18 protein-coding genes and 1 pseudogene are annotated in these 19241 nt (G+C 69.7%); 11 read left to right on the forward strand and 8 right to left on the reverse strand.

Going from position 1 to position 19241, the window contains the following annotated elements; genetic code table 11:
* A pseudogene (locus ACX12L_RS21615) lies at positions 1-139 on the forward strand (phosphotransferase family protein); the annotation flags it as partial.
* A gap of 7 nt (positions 140-146) precedes the next feature.
* On the opposite strand, the gene lgt reads toward ACX12L_RS21615, so the two are convergent.
* Positions 147-956, reverse strand: coding sequence for a prolipoprotein diacylglyceryl transferase (gene lgt / locus ACX12L_RS21620; protein ID WP_459264422.1), 810 nt, complete (start codon positions 954-956; stop codon positions 147-149).
* 99 nt (positions 957-1055) lie between these two features.
* On the opposite strand from lgt, the gene bfr reads away from it, so the two are divergent.
* Positions 1056-1523, forward strand: coding sequence for a bacterioferritin (gene bfr / locus ACX12L_RS21625; protein WP_459264423.1), 468 nt, complete (start codon positions 1056-1058; stop codon positions 1521-1523).
* Between the two features lie 2 nt (positions 1524-1525).
* Here bfr and ACX12L_RS21630 read toward each other — a convergent pair whose 3' ends face one another.
* Together ACX12L_RS21630 and ilvD (ACX12L_RS21635) are read right to left on the reverse strand one after the other, a co-directional pair.
* A complete protein-coding gene (locus ACX12L_RS21630) occupies positions 1526-1954 on the reverse strand; it encodes a PaaI family thioesterase (protein ID WP_459264424.1) in 429 nt (142 codons plus the stop codon).
* A 140-nt stretch (positions 1955-2094) separates the two neighbouring features.
* Positions 2095-3951, reverse strand: coding sequence for a dihydroxy-acid dehydratase (ilvD, locus tag ACX12L_RS21635; protein WP_459264425.1), 1857 nt, complete (start codon positions 3949-3951; stop codon positions 2095-2097).
* Positions 3952-4175: 224 nt separating this feature from the next.
* Between ilvD (ACX12L_RS21635) and ilvD (ACX12L_RS21640) the strand changes: the two genes are divergently transcribed.
* Positions 4176-5867, forward strand: coding sequence for a dihydroxy-acid dehydratase (gene ilvD / locus ACX12L_RS21640; RefSeq protein ID WP_459264426.1), 1692 nt, complete (start codon positions 4176-4178; stop codon positions 5865-5867).
* 17 nt (positions 5868-5884) lie between these two features.
* Here ilvD (ACX12L_RS21640) and ACX12L_RS21645 read toward each other — a convergent pair whose 3' ends face one another.
* Positions 5885-6127, reverse strand: coding sequence for a TIGR04438 family Trp-rich protein (locus tag ACX12L_RS21645; protein WP_459264427.1), 243 nt, complete (start codon positions 6125-6127; stop codon positions 5885-5887).
* A 108-nt stretch (positions 6128-6235) separates the two neighbouring features.
* Here ACX12L_RS21645 and ACX12L_RS21650 point away from each other — a divergent pair, with 108 nt between their 5' ends.
* A complete protein-coding gene (locus ACX12L_RS21650; protein WP_459264428.1) occupies positions 6236-6538 on the forward strand; it encodes a c-type cytochrome in 303 nt (100 codons plus the stop codon).
* Between the two features lie 134 nt (positions 6539-6672).
* Here the strand turns inward: ACX12L_RS21650 and lolD are convergent, their stop codons facing one another.
* Complete coding sequence (gene lolD, locus ACX12L_RS21655) at positions 6673-7347, reverse strand: lipoprotein-releasing ABC transporter ATP-binding protein LolD (protein WP_459264429.1); 675 nt, start codon at positions 7345-7347, stop codon at positions 6673-6675.
* Positions 7340-8593: a lipoprotein-releasing ABC transporter permease subunit gene (locus ACX12L_RS21660; protein WP_459264430.1), complete on the reverse strand. Its 1254-nt coding sequence runs from the start codon at positions 8591-8593 to the stop codon at positions 7340-7342. Before ACX12L_RS21660 ends, lolD begins: the two co-directional genes overlap by 8 nt.
* A 96-nt stretch (positions 8594-8689) precedes the next feature.
* Here ACX12L_RS21660 and ACX12L_RS21665 point away from each other — a divergent pair, with 96 nt between their 5' ends.
* Together ACX12L_RS21665 and recJ are read left to right on the forward strand one after the other, a co-directional pair.
* A complete protein-coding gene (locus ACX12L_RS21665; RefSeq protein ID WP_459264431.1) occupies positions 8690-9640 on the forward strand; it encodes a phosphoglycerate mutase in 951 nt (316 codons plus the stop codon).
* Entirely contained in the window at positions 9637-11352 is a 1716-nt protein-coding gene (gene recJ / locus ACX12L_RS21670) for a single-stranded-DNA-specific exonuclease RecJ (protein ID WP_459264432.1), read from the forward strand. The genes ACX12L_RS21665 and recJ overlap by 4 nt, the downstream gene beginning before the upstream one ends.
* A 66-nt stretch (positions 11353-11418) precedes the next feature.
* On the opposite strand, the gene ACX12L_RS21675 is transcribed toward recJ, so the two are convergent.
* The gene (locus ACX12L_RS21675; RefSeq protein WP_459264433.1) at positions 11419-13152 is read right to left on the reverse strand and encodes a methyl-accepting chemotaxis protein; all 1734 of its coding nucleotides are present in this window, start codon (positions 13150-13152) and stop codon (positions 11419-11421) included.
* Positions 13153-13324: 172 nt separating this feature from the next.
* On the opposite strand from ACX12L_RS21675, the gene ACX12L_RS21680 reads away from it, so the two are divergent.
* On the forward strand, positions 13325-14206 hold the full coding sequence (locus ACX12L_RS21680) for a 3',5'-nucleoside bisphosphate phosphatase (RefSeq protein WP_459264434.1): 882 nt from the start codon (positions 13325-13327) through the stop codon (positions 14204-14206).
* A gap of 25 nt (positions 14207-14231) precedes the next feature.
* The gene (locus ACX12L_RS21685) at positions 14232-14867 is read left to right on the forward strand and encodes an L-threonylcarbamoyladenylate synthase (RefSeq protein ID WP_459264435.1); all 636 of its coding nucleotides are present in this window, start codon (positions 14232-14234) and stop codon (positions 14865-14867) included.
* Between the two features lie 84 nt (positions 14868-14951).
* Here the strand turns inward: ACX12L_RS21685 and ACX12L_RS21690 are convergent, their stop codons facing one another.
* Positions 14952-16118 (reverse strand): methyl-accepting chemotaxis protein, encoded by a 1167-nt coding sequence (locus tag ACX12L_RS21690; RefSeq protein WP_459264436.1) that lies wholly within the window; start codon positions 16116-16118, stop codon positions 14952-14954.
* A gap of 118 nt (positions 16119-16236) precedes the next feature.
* On the opposite strand from ACX12L_RS21690, the gene ACX12L_RS21695 reads away from it, so the two are divergent.
* The 3 genes from ACX12L_RS21695 to ACX12L_RS21705 all read left to right on the forward strand — a co-directional run bounded on the left by ACX12L_RS21695 (position 16237) and on the right by ACX12L_RS21705 (position 19127).
* The gene (locus ACX12L_RS21695) at positions 16237-16905 is read left to right on the forward strand and encodes a site-2 protease family protein (RefSeq protein WP_459264437.1); all 669 of its coding nucleotides are present in this window, start codon (positions 16237-16239) and stop codon (positions 16903-16905) included.
* Between the two features lie 11 nt (positions 16906-16916).
* Positions 16917-18221 carry a tryptophan--tRNA ligase gene (locus tag ACX12L_RS21700; RefSeq protein WP_459264438.1) on the forward strand — a complete coding sequence of 435 codons (1305 nt, stop codon included), beginning with the start codon at positions 16917-16919 and terminating at the stop codon, positions 18219-18221.
* A 177-nt stretch (positions 18222-18398) separates the two neighbouring features.
* Positions 18399-19127, forward strand: coding sequence for a response regulator transcription factor (locus tag ACX12L_RS21705; protein WP_459264439.1), 729 nt, complete (start codon positions 18399-18401; stop codon positions 19125-19127).
* Positions 19128-19241: the final 114 nt, after the last annotated feature.

Here is a 19241-nt window from a genome sequence, read left to right on the forward strand (position 1 = left end):
CATCGCCGCCATCCTGCAGGGCATCGCCAAGCGCGTGGAGGATGGCACCGCCGCCAGCGCCCAGGCAAAGGCCGCCGGCGCCACGGCGCGGCCCATGGCGCAGCTCGCGTGGTCTTTCGCGCTGCGCGCAAGCCGCTGAAATTGCGTCACGCCGTGCGCTTTTGCGCCCGCAGCCAGAGCCCCGCACCGAACGCGATCATCGGCACGCACAGCCACTGCCCCATGCTCATGCCCAGCGACAGCAGGCCCAGGAAGCTGTCGGGCTCGCGGAAATACTCGGCCGTGAAGCGCAGCGCGCCATAGCCCACGAGGAAGGCCGCCGCCACCTCGCCGCGCTTGCGCGGGCGGCGCGCGTACAGCCACAGCAGCGTGAACAGCAGCAGCCCTTCGAGCAGGAACTGGTAGATCTGCGACGGGTGGCGCGGCAGCATGGAGCCGCTTTGCGGGAACACCATGCCCCAGGGCAGGTCGGGCGCGCAAAAACGCCCCCACAGCTCGCCGTTGATGAAGTTGCCGATGCGCCCCGCCGCCAGCCCCGTGGGCACGCAGGGCGCCACGAAGTCGGCCACCTGCAGCCATGGCCTGCGCCGCGAATGGGCGAACCACAGCATGGACGCGACCACGCCCAGCAGCCCGCCGTGGAAGCTCATGCCGCCCTGCCACACGTAGAGGATCTCCAGCGGATGGGCCAGGTAGTAGCCCGGCTTGTAGAACAGGCAGTAGCCCAGCCGCCCGCCCACCACCACGCCGAGCACGCCGAGGAACAGGATGTCCTCCACGTCCTTGCGCGTCCACGCCTGCTCGCCCGCAAGCGACGCATAGGGCTCGTGCCGCAGGCGGCGCAGCCCCAGGAACATGAACAGCGCGAAACCGGCCAGATAGGTCAGGCCATACCAGTGGACGGCCACGGGCCCGATCTGCAGGGCCACGGGGTCGATATGCGGGTACATCAGCATGGCGCGGATTGTGCCGCAGGTGTATCGCCGCAATATTTGAGTCGGCCACCGATGCGCGCGATACTGCGGTGATCGCAACACTCAGAAAAGATCAGCATCATGCAAGGCCACCCCGACGTCATCGACTGCCTCAAGGATCTGCTGCGCGGCGAGCTGGCGGCGCGCGACCAGTACTTCATCCACTCGCGCCAGTACGAGGACCAGGGCTTCGTGCGCCTGTACGAGCGCATGGACCACGAGATGCAGGAGGAGACGCAGCACGCCGACGCCATCCTGCGCCGCATCCTGCTGCTGGAGGGCAAGCCCGACATGCGCCCGCACGCCTTCACGCCCGGCGCCACGGTGCCGGAGATGCTGCGCAAGGACCTGGACACCGAGTACGGCGTGCGCACGCACCTGAAGGCCGCCATCGCCCTGTGCGAGACCCACGGCGACTACGTGAGCCGCGACATGCTGCGGGCCCAGTTGCGCGACACCGAGGAAGACCACGCCTACTGGCTGGAGAAGCAGATCGGCCTGATCGACAAGATGGGCCTGCAGAACTACCTGCAGTCGCAGGCCGATTAGGCTCAGGAACCGGCCGGCACGCTGACCATGGTGGCCTGCATCAGCGCCACCACCTTGTAGTCGGGCCCCGCGCCGGCAAACGCGCGCACCTCGCCGCTGCACACGGTGAGCATGCGCCCGGCGCTCTGCACCTTGCCCACGGCGACGAAGCGCTCGCCGATGGCGGGCCGCATGAAGTTGGTCTTGAATTCGGCTGTGACCACCTCGCACCCCGGCGCGGACCTGGTCAGCGCCGCGTAGCCGCAGGCGTTGTCCACGATGCTGGTGACCGCCCCCGCGTGCACGAAGCCCTGCTGCTGCGTGAGGTGCCCGGAGAACGGCATCTCGATGTGCACCTCGCCGTCCTGCACCAGCACCAGGCGCGCGCCCAGCGTGCGCATCAGGCCCTGGGCGTTGAAACTGGCGGCGATGCGTTCATGCAGTAGGTTCATGGCGTGGAAGGTTTGCTACGACAATAGGAGCTGCTGACGCCCGTCGTCAAAGGGTCTCAGCATCTCACTGGACAAAAATCGATGCTTGGCAAGCGCTGGCAGCTCGCAAAACAGGAGCATCGCCAGCGCCGCCCTGCCCGTCAGTCCAGCAGCGACAGGTCGCGCACCGCGCCCTTGTCGGCCGAGGTGACCAGCTTCGCATAGGCCTTGAGCGCGGCCGACACCTTGCGCGGGCGCGGCTCTACGGGCTTCCAGCCCTTGGCGTCCTGCTCGGCGCGGCGGCGCGCGAGCTCCTCGTCGCTCACCAGCACGTCGATGGTGCGGTTGGGAATGTCGATGCGGATGCGGTCGCCGCTTCGCACCAGGCCGATGGCGCCGCCGGCCGCCGCCTCGGGCGAGCAGTGGCCGATCGACAGGCCCGAGGTGCCGCCCGAGAAGCGCCCGTCGGTCAGCAGCGCGCAGGCCTTGCCCAGGCCCTTGGACTTGATGTAGCTCGTGGGGTAGAGCATCTCCTGCATGCCGGGACCGCCCTTGGGGCCTTCGTAGCGCACCACGACCACGTCGCCGGCCTTGACCTGGTCGGCCAGGATGTGCTCCACGGCCTCGTCCTGCGACTCGACCACGTGGGCCGGGCCTTCAAAGACCAGGATGGAGTCATCCACGCCCGCGGTCTTGACCACGCAGCCGTCCCTGGCGATGTTGCCCGTGAGCACGGCCAGGCCCCCTTCCTTGCTGAAGGCGTGGTCATACGAGCGTATGCAGCCCGCGGCGCGGTCCAGGTCCAGGCTGGGCCAGCGCGCGTTCTGGCTGAAGGCCACCTGCGAGGGCACGCCGCCCGGGCCGGCCATGTAGAAGGTCTTGACGGCCTCGTCGCCGGTGCGGGTGATGTCCCACTGCGCCAGCGCCTCGCCCAGCGTGCGGGCGTGGACGGTGGGCACGTCGGTGTGCAGCCTGCCGGCGCGTTCGAGCTCGCCCAGGATGGCCATGATGCCGCCCGCGCGGTGCACGTCCTCGATGTGGTACTTGTCGGTGTTGGGCGCCACCTTGCACAGCTGCGGCACGACGCGCGAGAGGCGGTCGATGTCCTGCATGGTGAAGGCGATCCCGGCCTCCTGCGCGATCGCCAGCAGGTGCAGGATGGTGTTGGTGGAGCCGCCCATGGCGATGTCCAGCGTCATCGCGTTCTCGAAGGCCTCGAAGCCCACGGAGCGCGGCAGGATGCGCTCGTCGCCCTGCTCGTAGTGCTGGCGCGCCAGCTCCACGATGCGCCGGCCCGCGCGCTTGAACAGCTGCTCGCGGTCGGCGTGCGTGGCCACCACGGTGCCGTTGCCGGGCAGGGACAGGCCCAGCGCCTCGGTCAGGCAGTTCATGGAGTTGGCGGTGAACATGCCCGAGCACGAGCCGCAGGTGGGGCAGGCGTTGCGCTCGGCCTCGGCCAGGTCGGCGTCGCTGACCTTGTCGTCGGCGGCCATGACCATGGCGTCGATCAGGTCGAGCTTCCTGAACTGCACGGTGCTGGTGCCGGGCACGGCCAGCCTGGCCTTGCCGGCCTCCATGGGGCCGCCCGAGACGAAGATCACCGGGATGTTCAGGCGCATGGCGGCCATGAGCATGCCGGGCGTGATCTTGTCGCAGTTGCTGATGCAGACCATGGCGTCGGCGCAGTGCGCGTTGACCATGTACTCCACGCTGTCGGCGATGATGTCGCGGCTGGGCAGCGAGTACAGCATGCCGTCGTGGCCCATGGCGATGCCGTCGTCCACGGCGATGGTGTTGAACTCCTTGGCCACGCCGCCGGCGGCTTCGATCTCGCGCGCCACGAGCTGGCCCAGGTCCTTCAGGTGCACGTGGCCGGGCACGAACTGGGTGAACGAGTTGACCACCGCGATGATGGGCTTGGAGAAGTCTTCGTCTTTCATGCCGGTGGCGCGCCACAGGGAGCGGGCCCCTGCCATGTTGCGGCCGGCGGTGGAGGTCTTGGAACGGTATGCGGGCATCGTGGTTGCGGGAGAGGATGGGCTTATGGGGAATGGCCCGTGCGCTTGGGGGCCGGCGCGCGCCGCAGCGCAGGCCTCTTGAGCCCCGCCATGGGCAAAACCGTTTGATTATGTCGCACGTCCGCAACCCACGCCGGCATCAGGCCCGGCGCGGGCCGCGCTGGACAGCCGGGGCGCCGGCGACCAAACTATCCGCCACCTCCACAGCGCCAGGACGGACCGCCATGACCGACCCCACGCCCCTGAACCGCCGCTCCGCCCACATCACCCAGGGCAAGGCGCGCGCGCCCAACCGCTCCATGTACTACGGCATGGGCTACGCCGAGGCCGACTTCGACAAGCCCATGGTCGGCGTGGCCAACGGCCACAGCACCATCACGCCATGCAACAGCGGCCTGCAGCGCCTGGCCGACGCCGCCGTCGAAGGCATACGCGAGGCCGGCGGCAACCCGCAGGTGTTCGGCACGCCCACGATCAGCGACGGCATGGCCATGGGCACCGAGGGCATGAAGTACAGCCTGGTCAGCCGCGAGGTGATCGCCGACTGCGTCGAGACCTGCGTGCAGGGCCAGTGGATGGACGGCTGCGTGGTCATCGGCGGCTGCGACAAGAACATGCCCGGCGGCATGATGGGCATGCTGCGCGCCAACGTGCCCAGCATCTACGTGTACGGCGGCACCATCCTGCCCGGCTGCCTGCACGGCTGCGATCTGAACATCGTCAGCGTGTTCGAGGCCGTGGGCGAGAACGCCGCGGGCAAGATCAGCGACCAGGAGCTCAAGGACATCGAGCGGCACGCCATCCCCGGCACCGGCTCGTGCGGCGGCATGTACACCGCCAACACCATGAGCAGCGCGTTCGAGGCGCTGGGCATGAGCCTGCCCTACTCCTCCACCATGGCCAACCCACACCAGGAGAAGGCCGACTCCGCCAGGGAATCGGCCAAGGTGCTGATCGAGGCCATACGCCGCGACCTGAAGCCGCGCGACATCGTCACGCGCGAGGCCATAGAGAACGCCGTCGCCGTCATCATGGCCGTGGGCGGATCGACCAACGCCGTGCTGCACTTCCTGGCCATCGCCCACGCCGCGGGCGTCGATTGGAGCATCGACGACTTCGAGCGCATGCGCCAGAAGGTGCCTGTGTTCTGCGACCTGAAGCCCAGCGGCAGATACCTGGCCGTCGACCTGCACCGCGCCGGCGGCATCCCGCAGGTGATGAAGATGCTGCTGAACGCCGGGCTCCTGCACGGCGACTGCATGACCATCACCGGCAGGACGATCGCCGAGACCCTCAAGGATGTTCCCGACCAGCCGCGCGCCGACCAGGACGTGATCCGCCCCATCGACAGGCCGCTCTACGACCACGGCCACCTGGCCATCCTCAAGGGCAACCTGAGCCCCGAGGGCGCGGTGGCCAAGATCACCGGACTGAAGAACCCGGTCATCACCGGCCCGGCGCGCGTGTTCGACGACGAGCAGTCGGCGCTGGCCGCCATCCTCGACGGCAAGATCAAGGCCGGCGACGTGATGGTGCTGCGCTACCTGGGCCCCAAGGGCGGCCCCGGCATGCCCGAGATGCTGGCGCCCACCGGCGCCCTGATCGGACAGGGGCTGGGCGAGAGCGTGGGCCTGATCACCGACGGGCGCTTCTCGGGCGGCACCTGGGGCATGGTCGTGGGCCATGTCGCGCCCGAGGCCTTCGTCGGCGGCACCATCGCCCTCGTGCACGAGGGCGACAGCATCACCATCGACGCCCACCGGCTGCTGCTGCAGCTGGACGTGGGCGACGAGGAGCTCGCGCGCCGCCGCGCCGGCTGGACGGCGCCGGCGCCGCGCTACACGCGCGGCGTGCAGGCCAAGTTCGCCTTCAACGCGGCCAGCGCCAGCAAGGGCGCGGTGCTGGACCTGTTTTGACGCGCGACGGGCCAGCGCTACCGCCGCCTGCGCGGGCCCATGCCCAGGGCCTCCTTGTGCCTGTTGATGCGCTCGTTCTTGCGCCGCTCCATCTTTTCCATGGCCTTGCGCTTGGTGTAGCCCGTCGCGTCGGCCCATGCCCACCATGCGGCCGCGACGGCAAAGGGCGACAGCACCCACCACCACGGCCAATGCGCCACGGGGCCTATCTCCAGATATTTGAGCAGCATCAACAAAACGCCCAAAAGCAAGGCATACATGGTCACATCCTCCGCCAGGGTGCGGGCTTTCGTTTGGAACCCGTCAACCGTGAACACTACAATCGCATTGAAGGCCAAATGTACCCCAACCCCTAGAGGAACCCCGCGATGAAACGTACCCTGATCACCCTTGCGATGGCATTGTCGGTCGCTGCGCCCGCCATGGCGGATGAGGCCATGGCCAAGTCCAAGAACTGCATGGCCTGCCACGCCGTGGACAAGAAGCTGGTCGGCCCCGCCTACAAGGAAGTGGCGAAGAAATACGCCGGCAAGGGCGCCGAGGCCACGCTGGTCCAGCACGTGATGAAGGGCAGCTCCGGCGTGTGGGGTCCCGTGCCCATGCCCGCCAACGCGCAGGTCAACGAGGCCGAGGCCAAGCAGCTGGTGAGCTGGATCCTGTCGCTCAAGTAATTCCGCGATCCCGCCGGGCGCCTCCGTGGCGCCCCCGGCACGCCGCAGCGCATTCCACGCTGCGGCTTTTTTTTGCCTGATTCATCAAACAGAGTAGCTGCCAGCGCGATCCCACCAAGCGCTGGTGCCCGATTTCACTCCAATACGCCGGACACCAGCCGCGCCACCCGGTCGCAGCGCGCCGCCAGCGTTTCGTCGTGCGTGACCATCACGAACGCCGTGCCCTGCTCGCGCGCGAGCCGCAGCATGAGCTGGAACACCGCGTCCGCCGTGGCGCGGTCCAGGTTGCCCGTGGGCTCGTCGGCCAGCACGCAGGCCGGGCGCGTGACCAGGGCGCGCGCGATGGCCACGCGCTGGCGCTCGCCGCCCGACAGCTCCGACGGCCGGTGGTGCACGCGCTCGGCCAGGCCCACGGCCTGCAGCATCTGCACCGCCTGGGCGATGCACTGCGCATAGGGCGCGCGGCGTATGCGCAGCGGCATGGCCACGTTGTCCTGCGCGCTGAATTCGGGCAGCAGGTGGTGGAACTGGTAGATGAAGCCCAGGTGCGCGTTGCGCAGTCGCCCCTGCGCGCCGGGCGAGAGCGCGCCCAGCACCTGGCCCTTGAGCGTCACCGTGCCCGCGGTCGGCGCGTCCAGCCCGCCCAGCAGGTGCAGGAGCGTGCTCTTGCCCGAGCCCGAGGCGCCCACGATGGCCAGCGTCTCTCCCGCGCGCACCTGCAAGTCCACGCCCCTGAGCACGCTCACGTCGAGCCGCCCCTCAGTGAAGCGCTTGGCCAGGCCCCGGGCCTGCAGCACGATCTCATTCATAGCGCAGCGCCTCCGCCGGGTTCACGCGGCTGGCGCGCCAGCTCGGGTACAGGGTGGCGACGAAGGCCAGCACCAGGGAGATGACGGCGATCGGCACGATGTCGCCGCTCTGCGGTTCGCTGGGCATGCGGCTGATCAGGTAGATGTCCTGGGGCAGGAAGGTGGTGTGCAGCGCCCGCTCGATGGCCGGCACGATGACGTCGATGTTGAAGGCGATGCCCAGGCCCAGCAGCAGCCCGCCCAGCGTGCCGATCACGCCCACCATGGCGCCCTGCACCACGAAGACGCCCATGATGCTCCTGGGGCTGGCGCCCAGCGTGCGCAGGATGGCGATGTCGGCGCGCTTGTCGGTCACGGTCATGACCAGGGTGGACACCAGGTTGAAGGCCGCCACGGCGACGATCAGCGTGAGGATGATGAACATCATGCGTTTTTCCAGCTGCACGGCGGCGAACCAGGTCTTGTTCTGCTGCGTCCAGTCGCGGATCAGCAGGTCTCCCGACAGGCTGCGCGCGAGCTGCTGCGCGACCTCGGGGGCCGCGTGCAGGTCCTTGAGCTTCAGGCGCACGCCGGTCGGGCCCTCCAGGCGGAAGATGCGCTCGGCATCCTCATGGTGCATCAGCACCAGGGCCGAGTCGTACTCGTAGTGGCCCGAGTTGAACGTGCCCGCCACCGTCATCTGCTTGAGGCGCGGCACCACGCCCGCGGGCGTGACCTGGCCGGACGGCGCGATCAGCGTCACCACATCGCCCGGCTGCACGCCGAGCTGGCGCGCCAGCTCGCTGCCCAGGACCACGCGGAACCCGCCCGGCACCAGGGCCTGCAGGCCCTGCACGCTCTCGGCCGCCAGGTCGGTCACCTCGGGCTCGCGCGCGGGATCTATGCCGCGCACCAGCGCGCCCTTCATGTCCTCGCCGCGCGCCAGCAGCGCCTGCGCGGCGACGAAGGGCGCGGCGCCGATCACGTTGGGGTTGGCGCGCGCCTCGGCCAGGGTGCGCTGCGGATCGGGCAGCGCCGCGCCGCCCGGCGCGAAGATCTCGATGTGCGAGACCACGCTGAGCATGCGGTCGCGCACCTCCTTCTGGAAGCCGTTCATCACCGACAGCACGATGATGAGCGCCGCCACCCCGAGCGCGATGCCCAGCATGGACACGCCCGAGATGAAGGAGATGAAGCCATTGCGCCGCGTGGCGCGGCCCGCCCGGGTGTAGCGCCAGCCCAGGGCCAGTTCGTAGGGAATTTGCATGGTGTCCAAGACTTGCGCGACGCCGGAGAGGGCAACGTGGGTGGCACACGGGCCGCGCAGCGCCCGCGATTGTGGCATCCCGGACAATACCCTCCCATGTCCCCCTCCCTCCATGTGCTCATCGCCTACGCCGACAGCCCGGCACCGGAATGCCGGCAGGCCTCGCAGGACCTGGTCCTGCCCCGGCTGGAGCGGCTGCTGGGCCGCCTGGCGCCCGCGGACGGCGACCGCGGCAGCGAGACCGATTTCAGCCCGCCCCACGAACGCGCCCTGGCCCGCCACCTGGGCCTGCCCGCCGGCCCCCATGGCACCACGCCCTGGGCCGCCTGGGAGCAAAGCCAGGCGCCCGCCGGCACCCAGGGGCAGGCCTGGGCCTTCGTCAGCCCCTGCCAGTGGCAGGTGGGCATGGACCAGTGCGTGCTGAGCGACCCGGCGCAGCTGCGGCTGGACGAGGCGCAGTCGCGCGCCCTGCTGGCCCTGCTGGCGCCCTGGTTCGAGCAGGACGGCATCACCCTGGCCTACGACCAGCCCACGCGCTGGCTGGCGCGCGGTGCCCTGTTCGCGGACCTGGCCACCGCGTCGCTCGACCGCGTGCTGCAGCGCGACGTGCGCCCCTGGCTGGCCGACAGCGCCGCTGCCCGCACCCTGCACCGCCTGCACAGCGAGGTGCAGATGCTGCTCTACACCCACCCCTTCAACGACGCGCGCGCCGCGCAGGGCCTGCCCCCCGTCAACGCCTTCTGGGTGCACGGCGCGGGCGCCCTGCCCGAGCCGCCCGCGCCCGCGGCCATGCCCGAGATGCCCGCCACGCTGCGCGACGCGGCCCTGCGCGGGGATTGGCGCGCCTGGAGCGAGGCCTGGAAGGCGCTGGACGCCGGCCCCGTGGCCCGCCTGGCCGCGCACGTGGCGCAGGGCGGCGCGGCGCGCCTGACGCTGTGCGGCGAGCGCAGCGCCGCCAGCTGGCACACGGCCCCGCGCGGCCTGGGCCGGCGCATTCAAGGCCTTTTGAGACCGCAGCGCTTTTCCAGCGTGCGCGAACAACTATGAAAATAATAGCTAGAGACATTCCACCGCGCGCCGTCTGGGCGCTGGAGCAGGCCGGCGTGCACCCGCTGCTGGCGCGCCTGTACGCGGCGCGCGGCATACGCGCCAAGGAGGAGCTCGACGACGCCCTGGCCCTCCTGCTGCCGCCCGACACGCTCAAGGGCGCGCGCGAGGCCGCCGCCCTGCTGGCCGACGCCATCGCCCAGGACAAGCGCCTCGCCATCGTGGCCGACTACGACTGCGACGGCGCCACCGCCTGCGCCGTGGGCGTGCGGGGCCTCAAGCTGCTGGGCGCGCGCCACGTCCAGTACCTGGTGCCCGACCGCGTGGTGGACGGCTACGGCCTCACCCCGCCGATCGCCCGGCGCGTGGCGCAGCAGGGCGCCGACGTGCTCATCACCGTGGACAACGGCATCGCCAGCGTGGAGGGCGTGGCCGAGGCCAAGGCCCTGGGCCTGGCCGTGCTCGTCACCGACCACCACCTGCCCGGCCCCCTGCTCCCGGCGGCCGACGCCATCGTCAACCCCAACCAGCCGGGCTGCGGCTTCGAGAGCAAGTCCATCGCCGGCGTGGGCGTGATGTTCTACGTGCTCATGCAACTGCGCGCCGAGCTGCGCGCGCGCGGCCGCTTCGACCAGGCCAGCCAGCCCCGGCTGGAGCCGCTGCTGCCGCTGGTCGCGCTGGGCACCGTGGCCGACGTGGTGCGCCTGGACAACAACAACCGCCGCCTGGTGGCCCAGGGCCTGAAGCGCATGCGCGCCGGCCAGATGCAGCCCGGCATACAGGCCCTGTTCGACGCCGCCGGGCGCAAGGCGCAGGCAGCCACCACCTTCGACTTCGGCTTCGCCCTGGGGCCGCGCATCAACGCCGCGGGCCGCCTGGCCGACATGACGCTGGGCATCGAATGCCTGCTCACCGACGACCCCGCGCACGCCGCCGAACTGGCCCGGCAGCTGGACGCCATCAACCGCGAGCGCCGCGAGCTCGAAGGCGGCATGCGCGAGCAGGCGCTGCTGCTGGCCGAGAGCCTGTTCGACGAGGGCGAGGAACCGCCGCCCGCGATCAGCGTGTTCGACCCCGACTTCCACGAAGGCGTGGTGGGCATCGTCGCCTCGCGCCTCAAGGACAGGCTGCACCGCCCCAGCTTCGTCTTCGCCGCCAGCGGCGCGCCGGGCCGGGAGCACGAGCTCAAGGGCTCGGGCCGGTCGATCGCGGGCTTTCACCTGCGCGACGCGCTGGACCTGGTGGCCAAGCGCCACCCGGGCGTGATCCTCAAGTTCGGCGGCCACGCCATGGCCGCGGGCTGCACCGTGGCCGCGGAGCATTTCGCGGCCTTCGGGCAGGCCTTCGCCCAGGTCGCCCAGGAATGGCTGGACGCGGCCACCCTCACGCGCCGGCTGGAGACCGACGGCCCGCTGGCGCCCGAATACTGCCGCGCCGAGCTGGTGGACACCCTGCACCGCGAGGTCTGGGGCCAGGGCTTCGCCCCGCCCACCTTCAGCGAGGAGGTGCAGGTGCTGAGCCAGCGCCTGGTGGGCGAGGCCAGGAACCACCTGTCGCTCAAGCTGCTGCACCAGGGCCGGCCGATGGACGCCATCTGGTTCGGCCACACCGAGCAGTTGCCCGAGCGCGCCCTGCTGGCCTTCAGGCTGGACGTGAACGAGTGGCGCGGCGAGCGGCGCGTGCAGTTCCTGGTGGAGGGCGTGCAGCTCTGAAAGGCCCTGGCTTTCAGGGTCAAATGGCCGCTAACGCCCGTCCGGCAAGCGTCAGCAGCTCACTTTTCAGAAGCTTTCCCAGTCGTCGTCCGCGCCCGCCGCCACCGGCGTCCTGGCGCCGGCGATGCGTGCCGGCGCCGCGGCCGGCTTGGGTTGGGGCGCGGCCTTGGCCACCTGGGGAAGCCTTGGCGCGGCCGCGGGGGCCTTGGCCCGGGGAATTGCGGCCGCCGGCTGGCGCGGCGCCGCTGCTGCGGCGGCGCCCACGTTGAACACCGCCACCACCTGCGACAGGCGCCGCGCCTGCTCGCTCATGGCCGCGGCCGCCGCGCTCGCCTCTTCCACCAGTGCCGCGTTCTGCTGCGTCATCTGGTCCAGGTTGGCCACCGCCTGGTTCACCTGGCCGATGCCGTCGCGCTGCTCGCTCGACGAGGCCGTGATTTCACCGATCAGGTCGCTCACGCGGCGCACGCTGTGCACGATGTCCTGCATGCTCTGGCCGGCCTGCGCGACCTGGGCCGAGCCCGACTCCACGTTGTCCACGCTGGTGGTGATGAGCTGCTTGATCTCCTTGGCCGCCTCGGCGCTGCGCTGGGCCAGGTTGCGCACCTCGCCCGCCACCACGGCGAAGCCCCGGCCCTGCTCACCCGCGCGCGCGGCCTCCACGGCCGCGTTGAGCGCCAGGATGTTGGTCTGGAACGCGATGCCGTCGATCACGCCGATGATGTCGGCGATCTTGCGGCTCGATTCGGTGATCTGCTGCATGCTGGCCACCACCTGGTCCATGACCTGGCCGCCCTGCTGCGCCACCTGGGCTGCGTTGGCGGCGAGCTGGTTGGCCTGGCGCGCGGTGTCGGCCGCCTGCGTGACGGTGGAGGTCAGCTCCTCCATGCTGGCCGCGGTCTGCTCCAGGTTGGCCGCCGTCTGCTCGGTGCGCGACGACAGGTCCTGGTTGCCGGTGGCGATCTGGCTGGACGCGGCCGAGACCGACTCCACGCCCGAGCGCACCTCGCCCACCACGCCGCGCAGGCGCGCGGCCATGGCCGACAGCGAGCGCAGCAGGCTGCCCAGCTCGTCGCGGCGGTCGTCGTGCACGTCCTGCGTCAGGTCGCCCGCGGCAATCGCATCCGCCAGGCCGACGGCCCGCGCCAAGGGCTGGGTGATGGAGCGCACCAGCGAGTTGGCCAGCACCATGCCGAGGGCGATCACCGCCAGGGCAATGGCAAGGCTCAGCCATTGGGCACGCTGGCGCCGGGCCGCCGCCTGCTCCTTGGCCGCGTCGCGCTGGCGCTCCTGCAGTTGCAGATAGGCCTCCTGCTCCCCGACATAGCGGGCCACGGCGGGGGTGAACTGGCTATCCACCAGGCCCCGTACGCTGGCGAAGTCTCCTGCGGCCCGCATCCTGGAACCCTCGGCAAGCACGTTCAGCACTACCTTGCGCGCCTGGGCCACACGTTCGAGCTGGGCCTTGTCTTCGTCCGAGGAGGCCGTGGCCTCAATCTGCTTCTGCACGGCGTTGATGGCCTCGATGCCTTCCTTGATCTGCTGCTGCAGACGCGCCGACATCGACTCGTCGGCCGAGGACAGCGCGTTCACGGATCGATCCACGGCCAGCACGGTCAGGCCCTTCCAGCGCAGGGCCAGGCTGATGCTGTCCTCGTTGGCCTGGACGATGCGCAGGGCGTCGTCGTCCAGATGCGCCATGTAGGTCATCAGGCCGCCCGACAGCAGCAGAAGGGAGGCCGTCAGCCCCAGGACAAGGGCCCACAGTCTGCGGGCAACGGGCAAATGGTTGAGGTGCATGGCGGAAAGACTTTCATCACGTGGCGGTCAAGAGGGTTGCCGGCCTCTTTGCAATCAGCAACATTTTCGGCGATTGCGCCTTGTTTTTAAACTATTGTTACATCTCTGGCAAGCGCAGGGGCAACCAGGCCGGCGCGCCACCCGCATCAGGCATGCGTCCTACAATGGCCCGGTGCCCCAATCCCTGAACGCTGACCTGCATTGCCATTCCGTGGTGTCCGACGGCACCCTCACGCCCGAGCAGCTCGCCGCGCGCGCGCATGCCAACGGCGTGCAGCTGTGGGCCCTGACCGACCACGACGAGATCGGCGGCCAGCACCGCGCCGCGGCCGCCGCGCATGCGCTGGGGGTGGACTACCTCACGGGCACCGAGATTTCCGTCACCTTCGCCAACACCACGGTGCACATCGTGGGCCTGGGCTTCGACGCCGACGATGCCCAGCTCGCCCGGGGGCTTGCGGCCACGCGCGGAGGGCGCGGCGAGCGCGCCCGCGAGATCGCCCGGCAGCTCGCCCAGGTGGGCATCGCGGACACCTACGAGGGTGCCCTGTGCTACGTGGAAAACCCGGAGCTGATCTCGCGCACGCACTTCGCGCGCTATCTCGTGGACACCGGCATCTGCCGCGACATGGCCGAGGTGTTCCGCAAGTACCTGGCCGAGGGCAAGCCCGGCTACGTGCCGCACTACTGGGCCACGCTGGGCCATGCTGTGCGCTGGATCCGCGACGCCGGCGGCGCGGCCGTGATCGCCCACCCGGCGCGCTACCGCTTCACGGCCAACGAGGAATACGCGCTTTTCTCCGAATTCAGGCAGCACGGCGGCCAGGGCGTGGAGGTGGTGACGGGCAGCCACACGAGCGCCGAATACCGCATCTATGCCGCCATGGCCCAGGAATTCGGCCTGGCCGCATCGCGCGGCAGCGACTTCCACAGCCCCGGCGAATCGCATACCGACCTCGGGGCCCTGCCCGACCTGCCGGGGCACCTCACGCCCGTGTGGGAACTGCTGGACCACCGGATCCTGCGCGCCCCCCGGCGCCCCGTCGCGGCCTGAGAGCGTGTTCAAGGTCTGACCCACCATGGCCCAATACTTCGAGATCCACGCCGACAACCCCCAGCCGCGCCTGCTCAAGCAGGCGGCCGCCCTGCTGTCGGGCGGCGGCATACTGGCCGTGCCCACCGACTCCAGCTACGCGCTGGTCTGCCGCCTGGACGACAGGGACGCCGTGGACCGCATCCGCCGCGTGCGCCAGATCAACGACAAGCACCACCTCACGCTGCTGTGCCGCGACCTGTCGGAGCTGGCCAGCTACGCCCACGTGGACAACCGCCAGTACCGGCTGCTCAAGCTCGCCACGCCCGGGCCCTATGCCTTCATCCTCGACGCCACCAAGGAAGTGCCGCGGCGCGTGAGCCACCCGCAGCGCAAGACCATAGGCCTGCGCGTGCCCGACCGCAAGGGCCTGCAGATGCTGCTGGAACTGCATGGCGCGCCGCTGCTGGCGACGACGCTGGTCCCCGCCGGCGAGACCGATCCGCTGAACGATCCGCAGGAAATCCGCGAGCGCTACGAGAAGCAGATCGACGGCATCATCGACGCCGGCGCCTGCCCGCTGGAGCCCACGACGGTGCTGGACCTCACGCCCATGAGCACCGGCGGCGACCCCGTCGTGGTGCGCGAGGGGCGCGGCAGCCTGCAGGCGCTGGGCCTTTGACGGCGCCGCGTGGCGTTTGCAATGAAAACGGCCGCAAGCGCCCGTCCATCAAGCGCCTGCAGCTATATTTCTTGACAATTCCAGTCAGGCCGCCGCAAGGCGCAGGGGCATATTCGCGGCCACACCGCCCTCGGCCTCGTCTTCCAGCTTGAAGGCGCCCACGGCCTGCTGCAGGTCGCCGGCCCGCTCGGTCAATGCGGCGGCGGCCTGCGTGGCCTGCTGCACCAGGGCGGCGTTGTGCTGCGTGGCGCCGTCCATGTGGGCCACGGCCTGGTTGACGTGGGCGATGCCCTCGCTCTGCTCGCCCAGCGCATGAGAGATTTCCCCCAGCAGGCCGCTGACCTGGCCCACGGAATGCACGATCTCCTGCATGGTCTCGCCCGCCTGGCCCACCAGGCCGGCGCCGGCCTGCACCTGCTGCACCGATTCCTGGATCAGGCTCTTGATCTCGCGCGCGGCCACGGCGCTGCGCTGCGCCAGGCTGCGCACCTCGCTGGCCACCACGGCGAAGCCCCGGCCCTGCTCGCCCGCGCGCGCGGCCTCAACGGCTGCGTTGAGCGCCAGGATGTTGGTCTGGAAGGCAATGCCCTCGATGACCTGGATGATGTCCACGATCTTGCGCGAGCTGGCGCTGATGGCGTCCATGGTCTGCACCACCTCGCCCACCACCTCGCCCCCGCGACCGGCCGTGTGCGAGGCGTCGACCGCCAGGCCGCTGGCCGAGCGCGCGCGCTCGGCGTTCTGGCGCACCGTGGCGGTGAGCTGCTCCATGCTGGCCGCGGTCTGCGTGAGCGCACCCACCTGCTCCTCGGTGCGGCGCGACAGGTCGCCGTTGCCTGAATCGATCTCGCCGGCGGACACGCCGATGGCGTCGGCCGATTGCTTGATGCGCCCGACCAGCTCGGTCAGCGTGTCCTCCATGGTTCCCAGCGCGCTCAGCAGGCGGCCGAAGTCACCCTGCAGCTCGGTGCTGAACTCCTGGCTCAGGTCGCCCGCGGCCACGGTCTCGGCGATCAGAATGGCCTGGGCCAGCGGCCACACGATGCCGCTGCGCAGCGAAAGCCACGAAAGCGCCGCCACCAGGATCGCCAGCACGCCCAGCGCCCACACCCAGGGCACGGCCGCCGCGCCCGAGCCGTCCGGCTGCGCCAGCCCCCACAGGGCCACGGCCATGAGCGCCCCCACCCACAGCACCAAGGAACCGAACGCCAACGTCAGGCGTGCCCCGATCGTCCATCGGTCGAAACCCATCACGGCATGTCTCCTTATATTTAGGTTTCAATTTGCAATATTTAACAATCCTAGCAACATTTGGCATGCTCCGCGTCCGTGAACTCCCTCATGGCACGGCTCTGACACAATCCATGCCGTGGACCTCTCCAATCTCATCCAGACCGTACTCATCTACGCCCTGCCCGTGCTGTTCTCCATCACGGTGCACGAGGCGGCCCACGGCTACACGGCCCGGCATTTCGGCGACAACACCGCCGCCATGCTGGGGCGCGTCACGCTCAACCCGCTCAGGCACATCGACCCCGTGGGTACCGTGCTGATGCCGCTGCTGCTGTATTTCGCCACCTCGGGCACCTTCCTGTTCGGCTATGCCAAGCCCGTGCCGGTGAACTTCCACCATCTGCGCAACCCCAAGCGCGACATGGTCTGGGTGGCGCTGGCGGGCCCTGCGTCCAACTTCGCGCAGGCCATCGCCTGGGCGCTGCTGCTGGTCACGATCGTGGCCGCTGGCGTGCAGGAGCGCTTTTTCATCGAGATGGCCCGCGCCGGCATCGCGGTGAACCTGGTGATGTGGGCCTTCAACCTGTTTCCGCTGCCGCCGCTCGATGGCGGCCGCATCCTCGTCGGCCTGCTGCCCTGGAAGCAGGCCCATTTCGTCGCGCGCGTCGAGCCCTATGGCTTCTTCATCGTGCTGGCGCTGGTCGTTGCAGGCATCGTGGGCCAGCTGTGGCTGCGCCCGCTGATGTCGCTGGGCTACAGCGCCATCGACCTGCTGATCGCGCCGCTCATCGCGCTGCTTCGCTGATACATCTTTCCATGACCACCACGCGTTTTCTCACCGGCATCACGCCCTCCGGCACCCCGCACCTGGGCAACTACGCGGGCATGATGCGCCCGGCCATCGCCGCCACCCGCGTGCCGGGGGTGGAGAACTTCTACTTCCTGGCCGACTACCACGCGCTCATCAAGTGCCAGGAGCCCGAGCGCGTGCACCGCTCCACGCTGGAGATCGCCGCCAGCTGGCTGGCCGCGGGGCTGGACCCCGAGCGGATCACGTTCTACCGCCAGTCGGACATCCCCGAGATCCCCGAGCTCACGTGGTTCCTGACCTGCGTGACCGGCAAGGGCCTGCTCAACCGCGCCCATGCCTACAAGGCCGCGCAGGACAAGAACGCCGAGGCCGGACGCGAGAGCGACGACGGCGTCACCGCCGGCCTGTTCATGTACCCCGTGCTGATGGCGGCCGACATCCTGCTGTTCAACGCCCACCGGGTGCCCGTGGGCCGCGACCAGATCCAGCACATCGAGATGGCGCGCGACATGGCCGCCAGCTTCAACCACCTGTACGGCGAGCACTTCACGCTGCCCGAGGCCGCCATCGAGGACAACGTGGCCACGCTGCTCGGCCTGGACGGGCGCAAGATGAGCAAGAGCTACGACAACACCATCCCGCTGTTCTGCGCGCCCGCGCAGCTCAGGAAGCTCATAGGCTCCATCGTCACCGACTCGCGCGCGCCGGGCGAGCCCAAGGAAGTCGAGGGCTCGGCCCTGTTCCAGATCTACCAGGCCTTCGCCACGCCCGAGCAGACCGCCGCCATGCGCCGCGCATATGCCGACGGCATCGCCTGGGGCGACGCCAAGCAGATGCTGTTCGAATGCATCGACCGCGAGATCGCCCCCATGCGCGCGCACTACGACGACCTGATGGCCCACCCCGAGAAGGTCGAGGCGGCGCTGCAGATCGGCGCCGGGCGCGCCCGCGCCATCGCCCGCCCCTTCCTGCAGACACTGCGCGCCGCCGTGGGCCTGCGCCCCCTGAGCGCCGCGCAGCCCCAGGCCCAGGGCGCGCAGAAGGCCGGCAAGGCCGCTCTGCCCGCGTTCAAGCAGTATCGCGAGGCGGACGGCAAGTTCTACTTCAAGCTCGTGGCCGCCGACGGCCGGCTGCTGCTGCAAAGCACCGGCTTCGCCGCGCCGCGCGACGCCGGCCAGGCCATCGCCCGCCTGCAGAAGGAAGCCGGCGCCCTGCAGGCCCTGGCGCCGCAGCTGGCACCGGTGGCAGGCGTGGACGCCGGCGAGGTGTCCGCCGCGCTGCAGGCGCTGGCCGACGCTGCCAACGCCTGAGCGGGGCGCTTCACCCCGAATCAATAGCCTTCTTCGCTTGCCATCTGATCATTGGAAGTCAAAAACTATTAGAATCCGCGGCTAACGCGTTGTAATGACAGCCCATCAGCCTCCACCCGAAGGGGTCATGGATGGAGGCTTTTCAGATTCGCAATACCCCCGTCTGCAAGGAGTGCCATGCGCATTGCGGCATTGGACGACGACACGCTCCAGCTCGAACTCTTTGCCCGTACCTTGGCCGACATGGGCCATGTCTGCCGCACCTACACCACGGGTGCGGCCCTGCTCAAGGATTTGCGGCGCGAGACCTTCGATCTGCTGATCGTGGACTGGCAGTTGCCCGACATCCAGGGCCCGGAGATCGTGGCCTGGGTACGCGAGCAACTGGGTTCCGAGCTGCCCATTCTGTTCGTCACCAACCGCCAGGAGGAGCGCGACATCGTGCAAGGCCTGGCCAGCGGCGCCGACGATTTCATGGTCAAACCCGTACGCGTGGGCGAACTCATGGCCCGCATACAGGCGCTGCTGCGCCGCGCCTACCCGAGCAACGCCAAGGGCGTGCTGGAATTCGGCCGCTACCGCTTCGTGCCCGCCACCCGCAGCCTGGAGATGGATGGCGTGCCCGTGGAGCTCAAGGCGCGGGAATACGAGCTGGCGCTGTTCCTGTTCCAGAACATCGGGCGGCTGCTCTCGCGCGACCACCTGCGCGAAATCATCTGGGGCCACAGCGCCGAGGTCATCTCGCGCTCGCTGGACACGCACATCTCGCGCCTGCGCAGCCTGCTGGACCTGCGCCCTTCCAACGGGTACATGATCACGGCCGTCTACGGCGTGGGGTATCGCTTCGAGACCGTCAAGCCGAACCCCGGCGAGGCGGCATCCGAAGACAGCGGCCCGTCCCGGTAATATCGGAAACCAGAAGCATGCGGATGCGCCCCGTCCATCAGGACCGGGCGCCGCGCGACAACGCTTCGAGAGAGGTTCACGACTTGGTCACTTCACAAGCACGAAGGGGACGCC

The organism is Alicycliphilus sp. T452 (assembly GCF_054512775.1).